The 15012-nt window shown below is 74.8% G+C and carries 14 protein-coding genes; 10 read left to right on the forward strand and 4 right to left on the reverse strand.

The features are described 5' to 3' along the window. Window positions 1-5: 5 nt before the first annotated feature. On the reverse strand, window positions 6-500 hold the full coding sequence (locus BM093_RS03720) for a ferritin-like domain-containing protein (RefSeq protein ID WP_093337141.1): 495 nt from the start codon (window positions 498-500) through the stop codon (window positions 6-8). Next, complete coding sequence (locus BM093_RS03725) at window positions 497-973, reverse strand: hypothetical protein (RefSeq protein WP_093337144.1); 477 nt, start codon at window positions 971-973, stop codon at window positions 497-499. Before BM093_RS03725 ends, BM093_RS03720 begins: the two co-directional genes overlap by 4 nt. A gap of 441 nt (window positions 974-1414) precedes the next feature. Here BM093_RS03725 and rimP point away from each other — a divergent pair, with 441 nt between their 5' ends. The 9 genes from rimP to BM093_RS03770 all read left to right on the forward strand — a co-directional run bounded on the left by rimP (window position 1415) and on the right by BM093_RS03770 (window position 10638). Beyond that, a complete protein-coding gene (gene rimP, locus BM093_RS03730) occupies window positions 1415-2017 on the forward strand; it encodes a ribosome maturation factor RimP (protein WP_093337147.1) in 603 nt (200 codons plus the stop codon). Further along, a complete protein-coding gene (gene nusA, locus BM093_RS03735; RefSeq protein WP_093337150.1) occupies window positions 2014-3054 on the forward strand; it encodes a transcription termination factor NusA in 1041 nt (346 codons plus the stop codon). The genes rimP and nusA overlap by 4 nt, the downstream gene beginning before the upstream one ends. A gap of 62 nt (window positions 3055-3116) precedes the next feature. Further along, window positions 3117-3479, forward strand: a complete 363-nt coding sequence (locus BM093_RS03740; RefSeq protein WP_093337520.1) for a YlxR family protein — start codon at window positions 3117-3119, stop codon at window positions 3477-3479. 112 nt (window positions 3480-3591) lie between these two features. Continuing rightward, entirely contained in the window at window positions 3592-6627 is a 3036-nt protein-coding gene (infB, locus tag BM093_RS03745; protein WP_093337153.1) for a translation initiation factor IF-2, read from the forward strand. Window positions 6628-6692: 65 nt separating this feature from the next. After that, the gene (locus tag BM093_RS03750) at window positions 6693-6989 is read left to right on the forward strand and encodes a DUF503 domain-containing protein (protein ID WP_093337155.1); all 297 of its coding nucleotides are present in this window, start codon (window positions 6693-6695) and stop codon (window positions 6987-6989) included. A gap of 89 nt (window positions 6990-7078) precedes the next feature. Then, entirely contained in the window at window positions 7079-7525 is a 447-nt protein-coding gene (gene rbfA, locus BM093_RS03755) for a 30S ribosome-binding factor RbfA (protein ID WP_093337159.1), read from the forward strand. Then, entirely contained in the window at window positions 7522-8517 is a 996-nt protein-coding gene (locus tag BM093_RS35735) for a DHH family phosphoesterase (RefSeq protein ID WP_177238243.1), read from the forward strand. The genes rbfA and BM093_RS35735 overlap by 4 nt, the downstream gene beginning before the upstream one ends. A 98-nt stretch (window positions 8518-8615) precedes the next feature. Next, the gene (locus BM093_RS03765) at window positions 8616-9266 is read left to right on the forward strand and encodes a class I SAM-dependent methyltransferase (protein WP_093337162.1); all 651 of its coding nucleotides are present in this window, start codon (window positions 8616-8618) and stop codon (window positions 9264-9266) included. 4 nt (window positions 9267-9270) lie between these two features. Next, window positions 9271-10638, forward strand: coding sequence for an MATE family efflux transporter (locus BM093_RS03770; RefSeq protein ID WP_093337165.1), 1368 nt, complete (start codon window positions 9271-9273; stop codon window positions 10636-10638). A 12-nt stretch (window positions 10639-10650) separates the two neighbouring features. Here BM093_RS03770 and BM093_RS03775 read toward each other — a convergent pair whose 3' ends face one another. Further along, a complete protein-coding gene (locus BM093_RS03775; RefSeq protein ID WP_143105247.1) occupies window positions 10651-12621 on the reverse strand; it encodes a sensor histidine kinase in 1971 nt (656 codons plus the stop codon). A gap of 86 nt (window positions 12622-12707) precedes the next feature. Next, the gene (locus BM093_RS03780) at window positions 12708-14219 is read right to left on the reverse strand and encodes a cation:dicarboxylate symporter family transporter (RefSeq protein WP_093337171.1); all 1512 of its coding nucleotides are present in this window, start codon (window positions 14217-14219) and stop codon (window positions 12708-12710) included. 118 nt (window positions 14220-14337) lie between these two features. Between BM093_RS03780 and BM093_RS03785 the strand changes: the two genes are divergently transcribed. Then, window positions 14338-14997 carry a response regulator transcription factor gene (locus BM093_RS03785; RefSeq protein WP_177238244.1) on the forward strand — a complete coding sequence of 220 codons (660 nt, stop codon included), beginning with the start codon at window positions 14338-14340 and terminating at the stop codon, window positions 14995-14997. Window positions 14998-15012 lie beyond the last annotated feature (15 nt).

A 15012-nucleotide genomic window follows, 5' to 3' on the forward strand; every position in this document is an offset into this window, starting at 1 on the left:
GGAGCTCAGGACCGCCCGGGGAAGACCGGCACGACGGGGGAGCGCTCGGTCACCCGGCGCCAGAACGCGAGCCGCCCGGTGCACTCGATCATGGCTTTCAGCCCCGCCTCGCGGAGCGGGACCTGCGCGGACCGCTCGGTCACCGACCGCCAGGCCGCGATCGCGTCGGTCTCCGCCGAGACCAGCAGCGCGCCCGCGGACGGTGCGTCGACGACCGGCTGCGGCGGGGTGTAGGCGGGCTGCGCCGAGACCGGGCGTGCCCCGACGTCGACGGAGAGGGTCTGGGTGATCTGTCCGCGCAGCGTCGTGTGCGCCTCGATGTCACTGCGGGCCCGGTCGGCCCAGTCGGGTGGCACGAACGCCAGCGCCATCTTGTAGGCCCACAGCGCGGCGTGCTCGCTGGCCAGCGCCCGCTGCAGGGCCTCCACGGTGACCTGCGGGATGCTCTGGTCGTCCTGCTCCTGCGACGCGGGGGCCCGGACGGCGGAGGGCCGGTTCACTGCAGCACCGCCGCGTAGGTCGCGCAGCAGGCGGCCACCTCGGCGACCAGCCCGACCTGCAGGGCGGACGCCTGCGGGACGACCTCGCCCGCGGTCCGTGCGGCGGCCGCGACCGAGTCGCGCACCGCGGCGAGGTCCGCCGCCGGCGGGCTCGCCGGGGTGGGCGCCGAACCGGGCGCGCGGCCGCCTGCCTGGTCGAGCGCGGCGGCGTGCTCCATCCGGGCCGCCCGCAGCGGCTCGAGCCGTCCGGCCAGCGCCGGGTCGGCGGTGACGGCCGCGACCGCCAGGGCCGCGTCCATCCGGGCGGCGTCGGCCAGCGCCAGGAGCGCGTCGGTCGCGTCGTCCTGCCGTTGCCCGCCCGGTGCGCAGGCGGCGAGGACCGGGGGGAGGGCGACGGTCGCCGCGGTCGTCGCGAGCATCCGGCGCCGGGTGAACGCGCGGGCCGGGTGTCGCCGGGCTGTCCCGGCCGGCATCGGCACGGCTCGTCTCCGGTCGCTCACGAACGGTCATGCTGCCAGCCGGTCCCGGGCGTCCTGTCACCGACCGGGCGACCTGCCCGCTGCCGGACGGCACGCGTCCTGCCGACCGCGGCCGACGGCGGCCGGGACGAACGCGCTAGGCTCGTCGGCCGTCCCTGCCGTCATCCGGTCCGGCGCCCCGCCGCCCGCGACGGTGCCCGTTCCCGAGCCGAGCCGCGATGCGGTCGTGCCCGGGTGCGGTCACGCCGACGACAGGAGCGGCCACCGCGGCGGGGCCCGGGCGGGAACGGCCGGCGACGCACGTGATCACGACCGGCGCGGGCACGACGGCGGCCGGGCACGACCGACCCGAGCACGACGAAGCTGAACGACGACGAAGCCGAACGCCACCGAAGCTGAACGACACCGAAGCCGAACGACGAGGAGAGACACCCGATGCGCAGTCCGGACCCCGCACAGCTGGCCGACCAGCTGCGCGGCGTGCTCGAGCCCGTCGTCGTCGGCGCCGGGCTGGAGATCGACGCCGTCGAGGTCCGCACCGCAGGCCGCCGGCACGCGGTGAAGCTCGTCGTCGACCTGCCGGAGGGCTCCACCGCCACCGGCATCGACCTCGACGACATCGCCCGGCTCAGCCGGACCGCCGCCGCCGAGCTGGACCCGCACGAGCACCTGATCGAGGGTTCCTACACCCTCGAGGTGACCTCGCCGGGTGTCGACCGGCCGCTCACCCGGCCCCGGCACTGGCGGCGGAACTTCCTGCGGCTGGCCCGGATCACCCTCGCCGGCGGCGACAGCATCGACGCCCGGATCGGGCGCGCCGACGACGAGCGGGTGCAGGTGGCGGTGCCCGGTCGCAAGGAGCCCGAGCTGCGCGAGATCGCCTACAGCGACGTGGCGCACGCCCAGGTACAGGTGGAGTTCAAGCCCGCGCCGAAGGCCGAGACCGCCCTGCTGGGGGCGGACGGGGCCGGCGCCGACGGTGTCATCAGCGAGAGCAGCACGAGCAGCGAGACCAGCGCGGACGAGGAGAACCGGTGAACGTCGACATTCCCGCACTGCGGGCCATCGAGCGGGACAAGGAGATCCCGTTCGAGACGGTGCTGGAGGCGATCGAGACCGCGCTGCTCACCGCCTACAAGCACACCGAGGGCAGCTACTACGACGCCCGGGTCGACATCGACCGCAAGACCGGGGTCGTCCGCGTGCTGGCCCGGGCGCCCGAGGACGCCGCCGACGACGGCACCCCCGGCCCGGAGTTCGACGACACTCCGGAGGGCTTCGGCCGCATCGCGGCCACCACCGCCCGCCAGGTGATCGTCCAGCGGCTGCGCGACGCCGAGCACGAGCGCACCTACGGCGAGTTCGCCACGAAGGAGGGCGAGGTCGTCGCCGGCGTCGTGCAGCGCGACGCCCGGGCCAACGCCCGCGGTGTGGTCGTCGTCGCGCTCGGCGGCTCCGGGGGCACCGAGGCGGTCCTCCCGGCTGCCGAGCAGGTGCCCGGCGAGGTGTACTCGCACGGCGATCGGATCCGGTGCTATGTCATCGGGGTCACCCGGGGCCCGCGCGGTACCTCGATCACGCTCTCCCGCACGCACCCCAACCTGGTGCGCAAGCTGTTCGCGCTCGAGGTGCCCGAGCTCGTCGACGGCTCGGTCGAGATCGTCTCGGTGGCCCGCGAGTCCGGCTTCCGCTCCAAGATCGCGGTCCGGTCGACCCGGCCCGGCCTCAACGCCAAGGGCGCCTGCATCGGCCCGATGGGCGCGCGGGTCCGTGGCGTGATGGGCGAGCTCGCCGGCGAGAAGATCGACATCATCGACTGGTCCGAGGACCCGGCCGAGTTCGTCGGGAACGCGCTGTCCCCGTCGAAGGTGGTGTCGGTGACGGTGCTGGACGAGCGCGCCCGGATCGCCCGCGTGGTCGTCCCGGACTTCCAGCTGTCGCTGGCCATCGGCAAGGAGGGGCAGAACGCCCGGCTGGCCGCCCGGCTCACCGGCTGGAAGATCGACATCCGGAGCGACGCGGACCCGCGCCACCCGGTCGGGCCCGACGGCGACCCGGTCGAGGTGCCGTCGTAGGCCGGGAACCAGGCGTGATCGGGGAACAGCGTGACGATCACCGCGAGTGGCCGGGCGAGGGAATGACGGGTGGCGACCCTGCGCTACACTCACATGTGGTCCGCGGACGCGGTCCGTCGCCCACCGGCTCCCGGTCGATCCCGATCCGGACCTGTGTGGGCTGCCGGACCCGGGAACGGGCCGACGAACTGTTGCGTGTGGTCGCGGAGAACGGACATCTCGTCCCGGATCCGCGCCGCCGCCTCCCCGGCCGGGGTGCGTGGTTGCACCCCGTGGCGGGGTGCCTGGACAAGGCCGAGCGTCGCTCGGCCTTCGCCCGGGCGTTGCGCCTCCGGGGCAAGCCGGGGACCGACGCCCTCCGGCGGTGGTTGCAGGATCAGCAGGGGCCCGGGAGCCTCCCGGGCCCGTCATCGGAAGAAGGCTAGGTCGACCAGTCATGAGCCAGCAGTGAAGATCGCACCATGAACGTGCTTCGACACTAGGTTCGAGGTCGAGCGGGATGCTGCCGCCCGGCCTCCGGTCAGGACAAGGAGAGCAGTGGCAGGCAAGGCCCGCGTGCACGAGCTCGCGAAGGAGCTCGGACTCAGCAGTAAGCAGGTCCTCAGCAAGCTGCAGGACCTCGGGGAGTACGTGAAGTCTCCCTCCTCCACCGTGGAGGCCCCCGTCGCGCGCAAGCTGCGCGACGCCATGGCCTCCGGCGGCGGTGGCGGCAACGGCCAGCGGCGTGGCTCCGGTGCGCCCGGTGGCGGCCGCCCGCGTGCCGGTGGTGCCGCCCCGCGCGGCGGTTCCGGCGCGCCGTCGCCGTCCCGCCCGAGCGCGCCCAAGCCCGGCCCGACCCCCGGTGCGGCCTCGCCGTCCCGGCCGGCGCCGAAGCCGGGTCCGCGTCCGGGCCCGCCCGCACCCGCCCCGGGTGCCCCGTCCCCGTCCCAGCCGGCCGCCGGTTCGGACGTCCCGAAGCCGGGCCCGGCCGCGCCGAAGCCCGGTCCGCAGCCGCAGGCCCCGGCTGCCGACGCGTCCGCGCCGGCTGCGCCGAAGCCCGGTCCCGCCGCGCCCAAGCCCGGCCCGAAGCCGGGCCCGGCCGCGCCGAAGCCCGGCCCCAAGCCGGGTGGCCAGGGCCAGGGTGGTCAGGGTCAGGGTGGCGGTGCGCCGCGTCCCGGTGGCGAGGGCCAGCGCGGCCCGAAGCCCGGGGGGCAGCGCCCGCCGCGCGTCGGCAACAACCCGTTCGGTGTCGGCCAGGGCTCGCCCAAGCCGGGACCGCGCCCCGGTCCGCCCGCCCAGCAGGGTGGCGGCCAGCAGCAGGGTGGCGGCCGTCCGGAGGCGCCGGCGGCGCGCTCCGGTGAGGCTCCGCCGCGTCCGCCCCGTCCGGGTGGCGGCGCCGGTGCCGGCGGACCGCGTCCGTCGCCGAACAACATGCCCCCGCGCCCGAACCCGGGCATGATGCCCGCGCGTCCGGCGGCCGGCCGGCCCGGCCCCGGTGGCCGTGGCGGTCCCGGCGGTGGCCGTGGTGGCCCCGGTGGCGGCCGTGGCGGTCCCGGTGGCGGTCGTCCCGGTGGCGGCGGCGGTTTCCGTCCCGGTGGCGGCGGCCCGGGTGGTCCGCCCCCGGCCGGTGGCTTCCGTGGTCGTCCCGGTGGCGGCGGCGGTCGTGGTCGCGGCGGTGCCGCGGGCGCGTTCGGCCGTCCCGGCGGCCCGGCCCGTCGTGGCCGCAAGTCGAAGCGGCAGAAGCGCCAGGAGTTCGACTCGATGGCCGCGCCCTCGGTGGGCGGCGTCCGCCTGCCCAAGGGTAACGGCGAGACGATCCGGCTGCCGCGTGGCGCGTCGCTGACCGACTTCGCCGAGAAGATCAACGCCAACCCGGCCTCGCTGGTGCAGGTGTTGTTCCATCTCGGTGAGATGGTGACGGCGACCGCGTCGGTGTCCGACGAGGTCCTGGAGCTGCTCGGCCAGGAGATGAACTACCGGGTGCAGGTCGTCTCCCCCGAGGAGGAGGACCGCGCGCTGCTCGAGTCGTTCGACATCGAGTTCGGTGACCCGGGCGACGAGGACGCGCTGGCGGCCCGGCCGCCGGTCGTGACCGTCATGGGTCACGTCGACCACGGTAAGACGCGACTGCTGGACACGGTCCGCAAGGCGAACGTCCGCGAGGGCGAGTCGGGCGGCATCACCCAGCACATCGGTGCGTACCAGGTGTCGACCGAGCTCGAGGGCGTGGAGCGGCTCATCACGATGATCGACACCCCGGGTCACGAGGCGTTCACCGCCATGCGTGCCCGCGGTGCGAAGTCCACCGACATCGCGGTCATCGTGGTGGCGGCGGACGACGGCGTGATGCCGCAGACCGTCGAGTCGATCAACCACGCCCAGGCGGCGGACCTGCCGATCGTGGTCGCGGTCAACAAGATCGACGTCGAGGGCGCGAACCCGGACAAGATCCGTCAGCAGCTCACCGAGTACAACCTGGTGGCCGAGGAGTACGGCGGCGACACGATGTTCGTCGAGATCTCCGCCAAGCAGGGCACCAACATCGAGGGGCTGCTCGAGGCGATCCTGCTGACCGCGGACGCGGCGCTCGACCTGCGGGCCAACCCGGACATGGAGGCCCAGGGCGTCACGATCGAGGGGCACCTGGACCGCGGCCGCGGCCCGGTGGCCACCGTCCTGGTCCAGCGCGGCACGCTGAAGGTCGGCGACTCGGTCGTCGCCGGCGACGCCTCCGGCCGGGTCCGGCGGATGATCGACGAGCACGGCGAGGACGTCACCGAGGCGCTCCCGTCGCGCCCGGTGCAGGTCATCGGTCTGACGTCGGTGCCGGGTGCGGGCGACACGTTCCTCGTCGTGGACGAGGACCGGGTGGCCCGCCAGATCGCCGACCGGCGGCGCGCCCGCGAGCGCAACGCCGAGCTGGCGAGCCGGCGCAAGCGCGTCAGCCTGGAGGACCTGGACGCCGCGCTCAAGGAGACCAACACCCTCAACCTGATCATCAAGGGTGACAACTCGGGCACCGTGGAGGCGCTCGAGGAGTCCCTGATGAAGCTGGACGTGGGGGACGAGGTCGACCTGCGCGTCATCCACCGCGGCGTCGGTGGCATCACCGAGGGCGACATCAACCTCGCCATCGCGGACAACGTCATCGTCATGGGCTTCAACGTCCGTGCCGAGGGCAAGGCCACCGAGCTGGCCACCCGCGAGGGCGTGGAGATCCGCTACTACTCGGTGATCTACCAGGCGATCGAGGAGATCGAGGCGGCCCTGAAGGGCATGCTGAAGCCGGAGTACGAGGAGGTCGAGCTGGGCCGCGCCGAGGTCCGCGAGGTCTTCAAGTCCTCCAAGTTCGGCACGATCGCCGGTTGCCTCGTGATGGGTGGGGAGATCCGCCGGAACGCCCGGGCGCGCCTGCTGCGCGACTCGACGGTGATCCACGAGAACCTCCCGATCTCCTCGCTGCGTCGGTTCAAGGACGACGTGGTCGAGGTCCGCGAGGGCTACGAGTGCGGTATCACGCTCGGCAGCTACTCCGACATCAAGGTCGACGACGTCATCGAGACGTTCGAGATGCGCGAGAAGCCGCGCGCCTGAGCTCGGCTCGACGGGGCGGTCGGTGATGCACCGGCCGCCCCGTCGGCGTCTCCCGGGAGGTGGGCATGTACGTCGGTGCCCTGGAGTGCGACGTCCTGCTCGGCGACGTCCGCTCGCTGAAGCAGAAGCGGTCCGCGGTGCGCCCGCTGCTCGCCGAGCTGCGCCGGTTCGAGGTCGCCGCGGCCGAGGCCGGGCACCAGGACCTGTACCGGCGCGCGCTGATCGGGGTGAGCTGCGTGTCCGCCGACGCCGGGCACGTGCAGGCACTGCTGGAGCGGTGCGAGCGGCTCGTCGCCGCCCGTCCCGAGCTGGAACTGCTGTCCGCCCGGATCCGCCTGTTCGGCCCGGACGACGAGGACTGACGGCGCCGGTGCCGGCCCGGGCGTCGGACCGGACCCCGGCCCGGCCCACGCCTAGACTCGGACCGGCAAGCCGGTGGAAGGAGCACGACATGGTCGACCAGGCGCGCGCACGCAAGCTCGCCAAGCGGATCTCGCAGATCGTCGCGGAAGCGCTCGAGCACGAGGTGAAGGACCCTCGCCTGTCGATGGTGACGATCACCGACACCCGGGTCACCGGCGACCTGCGGGAGGCCACCGTCTACTACACGGTGATGGGCGCGAAGCTGGACCAGGAGCCGGACACCGCCGGCGCGGCCGCCGCGCTGCAGAGCGCGGCCGGCGTCCTGCGCAGCCGGGTCGGTCAGCAGACCGGGGTCCGGCACACCCCGAGCCTGGCCTTCGTCCTGGACCAGGTGCCCGACGAGGCCCGCCGGATGGAGGAGCTGCTGGCGCAGACCCGTGCCTCGGACGCCGAGGTCGCCCGGCTGGCCGCATCGGCGTCACCGGCCGGCGAGGCGGACCCCTACAAGACCCCGCGGGAGGACGAGGCGGAGTGAACGCCGCACCCGCGTATCCGCTGCCCGGCCCCGGCCCGGTCGATCCGGCCGGGGCCGCGGCGTTGCTGCGGCAGGCACGCGACGTGCTGGTCGTCGGGCACGTCCGGCCGGACGCCGACGCCGCCGGCAGTGCGATAGCCCTGGCCACGGCGCTGCGCCGGGCGGGGACCGAGGCGATCGTGGCGTTCGGCGGGCCGGACCCGGTGCCCGGCACCGTCGGGGTCCTCGACCGGGACGGGATCGTCGTGCCGACGGCCGAGGCGCCGGCCGCCCCGGACCTGCTGGTCTGCTGCGACATCTCGGCCGCACCGCGGCTCGGCGACCTGGCCGGGCGTCTGGACCGGGCGGGCGCCTCGCTCGCGATCGACCACCACGCGTCGTTCACCGGGTTCGCGACCCACCACCTGGTCGACCCGGGGGCACCGGCCACCGTGCTGCTGGTCCGCGGAGTCCTCGACGAGCTCGGTGCCCGGCTCGACCCGGTGCTGGCCCGGTTGCTGTTCGCCGGGCTCTACACCGACACCGGCGGCTTCCGGTGGGGCGGTGCGGACGCGTTGCGGCTGGGCGCCGAGCTCGTCGACGCCGGGGCCGAGCCGCGGACGCTGCTGCGCGAGCTCTCCGGGACCCGGCCGTTCGCGTGGCTCGCCGCGCAGGCGGATGTACTCGCCGGCGCCCGGTCCGAGCCCGCCGCGGCCGGCGGCGCCGGGCTGGTGTGGGCGGCCGTCGACGCCGCCACCACGGCCCGGTTCCGGGACGAGACGGTCACGCTCGTCGGGCAGCTGCTCGCGACCGCGGGCGACGGCGTCGCCGCGCTGCTCACCGAGACCGATCCCGGCGCGTGGTCGGTGTCGTTGCGCGGCACCGGGACCCCGGACCTCTCGCGGGTCGCGACGACCCTCGGTGGCGGCGGGCACCCGGCCGCCGCCGGCTTCGAACGTCCCGGCACCCGCGACGAGATCCTCGCCGCGCTGCGCGCCGCCCTCTCGCCCTGACCGCGGTGGTGGGCACGCCCCACCTCGCCCGGGGTACCTGCGTTGCGGCACCGCAGCGGGTCGTAGCGTGTCCGGCGCCGACAGCACAGGAGGTACGTGTGAGTTCCGAGCCCGCTCCGGTCCCCGGTGGGGACACCAGCGGTTGGCGCGAGTTCCTCCGGGCCTGGGTGCGCAACCCCGCCCGGGTCGGTGCCGTCTGGCCGAGCTCACGGCGGCTGTCGGAGAAGCTCGCGCGGGTCGCACCGGGCCACGGGAGCCCGGTCGTGGTGGAGCTGGGCCCCGGGACGGGGTCGACGACCGCCCAGGTCTCCCGCCGGCTGCCCCCGCAGGCGCGCCACCTCGCCGTCGAGCTCGACCCCGGGATGGCCCGCTACCTGCAACGCGGCCACCCCGATGTCGAGGTCGTCAACGGGGACGCCCGCAAGCTCGGCGAGCTGCTCGCCGAGCGCGGTATCGAGCACGTGGACGCGGTGGTCTCCGGGCTGCCGTGGTCGCTGTTCGACGCGCAGACCCAGCGGGAGATCCTCGGGCAGGTCGTCGACGTCATCGGCGACACCGGCGCCTTCGCGACGTTCGCCTACTCCCACACCCTCCCGATCCCCTCGGCACGCCGGTTCAAGGCGACCCTGCACGAGGTGTTCGACGAGGTCGTCATGACCCGGACGGTCTGGCGCAACATGCCGCCGGCGTTCTGCTTCCTCTGCCGCAGGCCGCGCCCCGGGGGCCCGCGGCCCGGCGCACCGCGCTGAGACCGTGACACGGACGGTGCGCACGCCGGGCGGGGCCCGGGACGTGCTGCGGCTGGCGGTGCCGGCGCTGCCGGTGCTGGCGGCCGAACCGCTGTACCTGCTGGTCGACACCGCCGTCGTCGGACGGCTGGGGGCGCTGCCGCTGGCCTCGCTGGCCGTCGCCGCGGTGCTGTTCGCGCAGGTCACCACGCAGCTGACGTTCCTGTCGTACGGGACGACCGCGCGGGCGTCGCGGTTCTACGGGGCCGGTCGCCGGTCCGCGGCGGTCACCGAGGGCGTGCAGGCGACCTGGCTCGCCCTCGCCGTCGGCGTCGTGGTGATCGGGCTCGGGCAGCTGCTCGCCGCGCCGGTCGCGGGCGTGCTCGCCGGCGGCGACGCGATCGCCGACGGCGCGGTGTCCTGGTTGCGGATCGCGCTGCTCGGCGCGCCGATGGTGCTGGTCACGCTCGCCGGGAACGGCTGGATGCGCGGCGTGCAGGACACCCGGCGCCCGATGTACTACGTGCTCGCCGGCAACGGGCTGTCCGCGCTGCTGTGCCCGTTCCTGGTGCACGGGGCCGGGACGTGGGACGGCTGGGGCCTGGAGGGCTCGGCGGTGGCGAACGTCGTCGCCCAGACGGTGTCGGCGTCGCTGTTCCTGGCGGCGCTCGCGGTCGAGCGGCGGCGCGCACCGGCGGAGGACCCGGTCCGGCTGCGCCCGGACACCACGGTGCTGCGTGCCCAGGTGACCCTGGGCCGCGACCTGGTCATCCGCTCGCTCGGGTTCCAGGCCTGCTTCCTGTCCGCGACCGCGGTCGCCGCCCGGTTCGGCGCGGAGTCGGTGGCCGCGCACCAGATCGTGCTGCAGCTGTGGGTGTTCCAGTCGCTGGTGCTCGACGCGGTCGCGATCGCGGCCCAGGCACTCGTCGGGTCGGCGCTGGGCGCCGCCGCGGCCGACCCGGAGGGCACCGCGCACGCCCGCGCGGTCGCCGCCCGGGTGACCCGCTACGGCCTGCTGCTGGGCTGCGTGTTCGCGGTCGTGTTCGCCGCGCTGTACCCGGTGCTGCCCGGGGTGTTCACCGGCGACGCCGCGGTGCTCGCGACGGTCCCGGCCGCCTGGTGGTTCTTCACGGCGTTGCAGCCGATCGCCGGCGTGGTGTTCGCCCTCGACGGTGTGCTGCTCGGCGCGGGGGACGCCGCGTTCCTGCGGACGGCGACCCTGCTCGCCGCCGTCGGCGGGTTCCTGCCGCTGATCTGGCTGTCCCTGCTGTTCGGCTGGGGCCTGGCGGGGATCTGGACCGGGCTGTCCGCGTTCATGGTCGTGCGGCTGCTGTCGGTGGGGTGGCGGGCGCGCTCGGGTCGCTGGGCCGTCCCCGGCGAGGTGCGGGCCTGACCGCGCCGCCCGTCACGGGCCGGCCTGCTCGGTGTGCGCAGCGCGCTCGGTGTGTGCCGTGCGCTCTCCGGGCTCGGCGGGGCCGGCGGGCCCGTCCTGCGGCTCGGCGGGGAGCGGCAGGCGCACGGTGAAGACGGTGCCCGAGCCGTCGTCGCGGGGGCCGACGGTGACCCGCCCGCCGAGGCGGCGGGTGATCCGGTCCACCAGCGCCAGGCCGATGCCGCGCGGCCGCCCGCCCGGCGCGGCGCGGGTGCTGAACCCGAACGTGAACAGCTCCTGCGCGGTCTCCGGCGGCACGCCCGGACCGCTGTCGGCCACCTCCAGCACGGCGCAGCCGTCGGCGGTGCCCAGCGCGACGGCCACGGCGCGTTCGGTGTCGCGGGGCCGGCCGGCCACCACCTCGACGGCGTTGTCGACCAGGTTCCCGACGAGCGACACCAGGTCGTCGGCCGCGTAGGGCAGCCGCAGCTCGGGGAGCACGTCCGGGTCGCAGGTGTCGGTCACGGTGAACGCCACGTCGCTCTCGGCGGCCAGCCAGGCCTTGGCGGCGAGCAGCGCGGCGAGCACCGGGTCGAGGACCTCGGTGACGACCCGGGAGCCGGGCCCGCGGGTGCGGTCGAGGGCCGCGGTGCCCGCTGCCGCGGCGTCGGCGGTGTCGCCGAGCTCGATCAGGGTGAGCACGGTCTGGAGCCGGTTGGCGAACTCGTGGGCCTGCCCGGACAGGGCGTCGACCTTCCCGCGGGCGTCGTCGCGCTCCCGCAGTGCGCCGGCGAGCTCGGTCCGGTCGCGCAGGGTGAACACCCGCGTGCCCGGCCCGGCCGCCGGGCCCGCGTGCCGGCTGTTGACCAGCAGCACCCGCTCCCCGGCGAGGGCGGGCTCGTCGTGCAGGTTCTCCCGCAACCCGCGCACCAGCACCGCCAGCACGGCGGGGTCGATGCCCATGCCGGTCAGCGGGTGCCCCGGCTCGGCCGGGTCGCCACCGGCATCGTCGCCGGCACGGCTACCGGCACCGGCACGGCTACCGCCACCGCCACCGCCACCGGCGCGGCTACCGCCACCGTCACCGCCACCGGCGCGGCTACCGCCACCGTCACCGCCACCGGCGCGGCTACCGCCACCGCCACCGCCGCCGGCACGGCCACCGGCACCGCCGCTGTCACCGCCGGTTCCGGCACTGTTGACACCGCCGGAACCGGAACCGGCGCGGGAGACGGGCGCCAGCAACCGCCGGGCCTCGGCGTTGACCACCACGAGCAGCCCGTCGCCGTCGACCACCAGCAGCCCCTCGCTCACGGCGTGCAGCACGGCGTCGTGGTGGGTGTAGGCGGCGGTGATCTCGTCCGGCTCCAGGCCCAGGGTCTGGCGGCGCAACCGCCGGGCCAGCAGCGCGGCGAGCCCCAGCCCGAGCAGCAGCGCGATCCCGGCCGCCGCGGCGATCCCCGGGAGCCAGCGGAACGCCAGGTCACCGATCCGGGTCTGCAGCACCCCGACCGAGACGACGGCGATGACCCGGCCGTCCACGATCACCGGTGCCACCGTGCGCACCGATGGGCCGAGCGTGCCGGGGTAGAGCTCGGTGTAGGTGCGGCCCGCCACGGCGGGCGCGATGCTGCCCTGGTAGATGCCGCCGATCCGGTCCGGGCTGTAGTGGCTGTAGCGCACACCCTCCGGCGACATGACGACGATGAAGTTGGTGCCGGTGGCCACCCGGACCCGCTCCGCGATCGGCTGCAGGCGTCCGGACAGGTCGGGCACGTCGCCCCCGCCGCGCAGCACGCCGATCACCGCGGGGTCGGTGGCCAGGCCGAGCGCGGTGGCCCGGGTGAGCCGTCCGGCGGCGTCGTGCTCCAGCTCGCGGGCGCCGTAGACACCGAGCGCGGTGAGCCCTCCGACGGTGAGCAGCACCGTCACCACCTGCAGCACGAACAGGCGGCGGACGAGCTTCGATCTCCGCAGGGAGGGAGAACGGAACGGCCGGCGCACGGACCCACCCTGCCACCGGGGGAACGGCAGGGGGGACCGGGCGCCGGCCGGGTCGATCCGCACGCGGATCGGGTCGGGCCGCCGGGTCAGGACCCGGCGGTGACCTTGTCGCGGCGGTCGGTCCGGTCACCGGACCCGGCGGTCTCGGTGTGCGCTGTGCCGGCCTGCCCGCTGTCGGCGTCCTCGGTGCCGGCCTCCTCGGTGCCGGCTTCCTCGTCGTCGGCGTTGTTGCCGTGCGCGGCCTCCATGTCGGCCTCGACCAGCTGCGGGTCGTCGAGGACCGCGGCCAGGCGCTCCCGGTCGAGCTCGCCGTTCCAGCGGGCGATGACCAGGGTGGCGACGACGTTGCCGATGGCGTTGGTCAGCGCCCGGCCCTCGGACATCACGCGGTCGATGCCGACGATCAGCGCCAGGCCGACCACGATCGCCTCGGGGGTGAAGAACTCCCCGCCGAAGGCCTGCAGCGACGCGGCCAGGGTCACCAGGCCGGCCCCGGTGACGCCGGCGGCGCCCTTCGAGGTCAGCACCATCAGCAGCGCCAGCCCGATCTGCGCGCCGAGCGGCAGGACCTCGCCACCGGCCTGGATGATGAACAGCGCGCCCAGGGTCAGGTAGATGCAGGTCCCGTCCAGGTTGAACGAGTAGCCGGTCGGGATCACCATGCCGACGGTCTGCTTCGAGGCGCCTGCGGACTGCAGCTTGGTGAGGAACCGCGGCAGCACCGACTCCGACGACGAGGTGCCGACGATGATCAGCAGCTCGTCCTTGATCAGGCGGATGACCTTGAGGACGTTGAACCCGGCGGCCCAGGAGACCACGCCGAGCACGCCCAGGACGAACACCGCGCAGGTGCCCCAGAAGACCAGCATCAGCATGCCGAGGTTGGCCAGGGACTCGGGGCCCATCTGGCCGACGGTGTAGGCCATCCCGCCGAACGCGGCGACCGGCGCCGCCCACATGATGATCTTGATGATGCCGAAGATCACCTGGGCGATCGACTCGACGCCGCCGACCAGGCGGGTCCGCAGGGCCGGGTTCAGCGACGAGATCGCGCAGGCGGTGAGGATCGCCAGCACCAGCACCTGCAGGACCGAGTTCTCGACGAACGGGCCGAAGAAGCTGTGCGGCAGCAGGGAGTCCTGGATGAACGGGATCAGGCCGGACTCGTCGCCACCGCTCGCGGCCTCCTCGCCGGCCTTCGCGAGGTCGCTCGGGTCCGGCTGGGCCTCGAAGCCCGCGCCGGGCTGGAAGAGGTTGCCCGCGAGCAGGCCCAGGGTCAGCGCGATCACCGTCATGACCAGGAAGTAGCCGAGGGCCCGCAGGGCCAGCCCGCCCGCCCGGGCCAGGTTGCCCAGCGAGGCGATGCCCACCACCACGGTGCAGAAGATGACCGGTCCGATGATGACCTTGATCATCTGGACGAAGGTGTCGGCGAGCCACTTCGTCTCGCCGGCGAAGTCCGGGGCCAGGAGCCCGACCAGGATGCCGGAGACGATACCGACGATGACCCAGAACCAGAGCTGGGAGTAGATCTTCTTCCGGGGCCGGACGGGTGTCGTGCCCGTGCCCGCGGAGCCGGCTGTGGCGGCGTCGGCCATGTCGCGTCCTCCTCGACGAGTTCGGTCCGGTGCACCCTGCAAGCAGGCCGTGCGCTGCGGCAACAGGGCCGGGACCGGGTTTGAGGAAGCCTTGAGGAAACGGGCTACGCTGACCGGCGTGCGAGTTCTGCTGGTCGAGGACGACCCGGTTCTCGGCGACGCGTTGCGCCGCACACTCGTGCAGCACGGCCACACGGCGGAGCTGGTCGGCAGCGGCACCGCCGCGCTCGCCGCGGTCGCCCGGGCCGAACCGGACGTCGTCCTGCTGGACATGGGCCTGCCCGACCGCGACGGCATCGGCGTCTGCCGGGAGATCCGGGAGCGGTCCCGGGTGCCGATCCTGGCCATCACCGGGCGGGGCGAGGTGGCCGCCCGTGTGCAGGGCCTGCGCTCCGGCGCCGACGACTACCTCGTCAAACCGGTCTCCACCGACGAGCTGCTGGCCCGGATCGAGGCCGTGCTGCGCCGCTCCACGGGCGGGTCGGTGGCCGGCACCGTGACGATCGCCGACGTCGTCGTCGACCTGGAACGCCGGTCCGTCGTCGCCGGCGGCGACGAGGTCGCGCTCACCCGCAAGGAGTTCGACCTGCTCGCCACGCTCGCCCGCCGCGAGGGCGCGGTCGTGCCGCGCCCGGAGCTCCTCGAGCAGGTCTGGGGGATCGCCGACGCCTCCGCGGCGCGCACCCTGGAGGCACACGTGGCGTCGTTGCGGTCCAAGCTGGGTGCCCGCGAGGTCGTCGTCACGGTCCGCGGGGTCGGGTACCGGCTGGCGTGCTGAGCCCGCGTTCGTACG

The organism is Pseudonocardia ammonioxydans, assembly GCF_900115005.1.
Classification (GTDB): domain Bacteria; phylum Actinomycetota; class Actinomycetes; order Mycobacteriales; family Pseudonocardiaceae; genus Pseudonocardia; species Pseudonocardia ammonioxydans.

Bases quoted from the DNA above. Each gene is read 5' to 3' on its own strand.
- BM093_RS03780 (WP_093337171.1), bottom strand. From the start codon at position 14,219: ATGGCCGACGCCGCCACAGCCGGCTCCGCGGGCACGGGCACGACACCC.
- BM093_RS03750 (WP_093337155.1), top strand. From the start codon at position 6,693: ATGTACGTCGGTGCCCTGGAGTGCGACGTCCTGCTCGGCGACGTCCGC.
- BM093_RS03740 (WP_093337520.1), top strand. From the start codon at position 3,117: ATGACGGGTGGCGACCCTGCGCTACACTCACATGTGGTCCGCGGACGC.
- rbfA (WP_093337159.1), top strand. From the start codon at position 7,079: ATGGTCGACCAGGCGCGCGCACGCAAGCTCGCCAAGCGGATCTCGCAG.
- BM093_RS03725 (WP_093337144.1), bottom strand. From the start codon at position 973: ATGCCGGCCGGGACAGCCCGGCGACACCCGGCCCGCGCGTTCACCCGG.
- rimP (WP_093337147.1), top strand. From the start codon at position 1,415: ATGCGCAGTCCGGACCCCGCACAGCTGGCCGACCAGCTGCGCGGCGTG.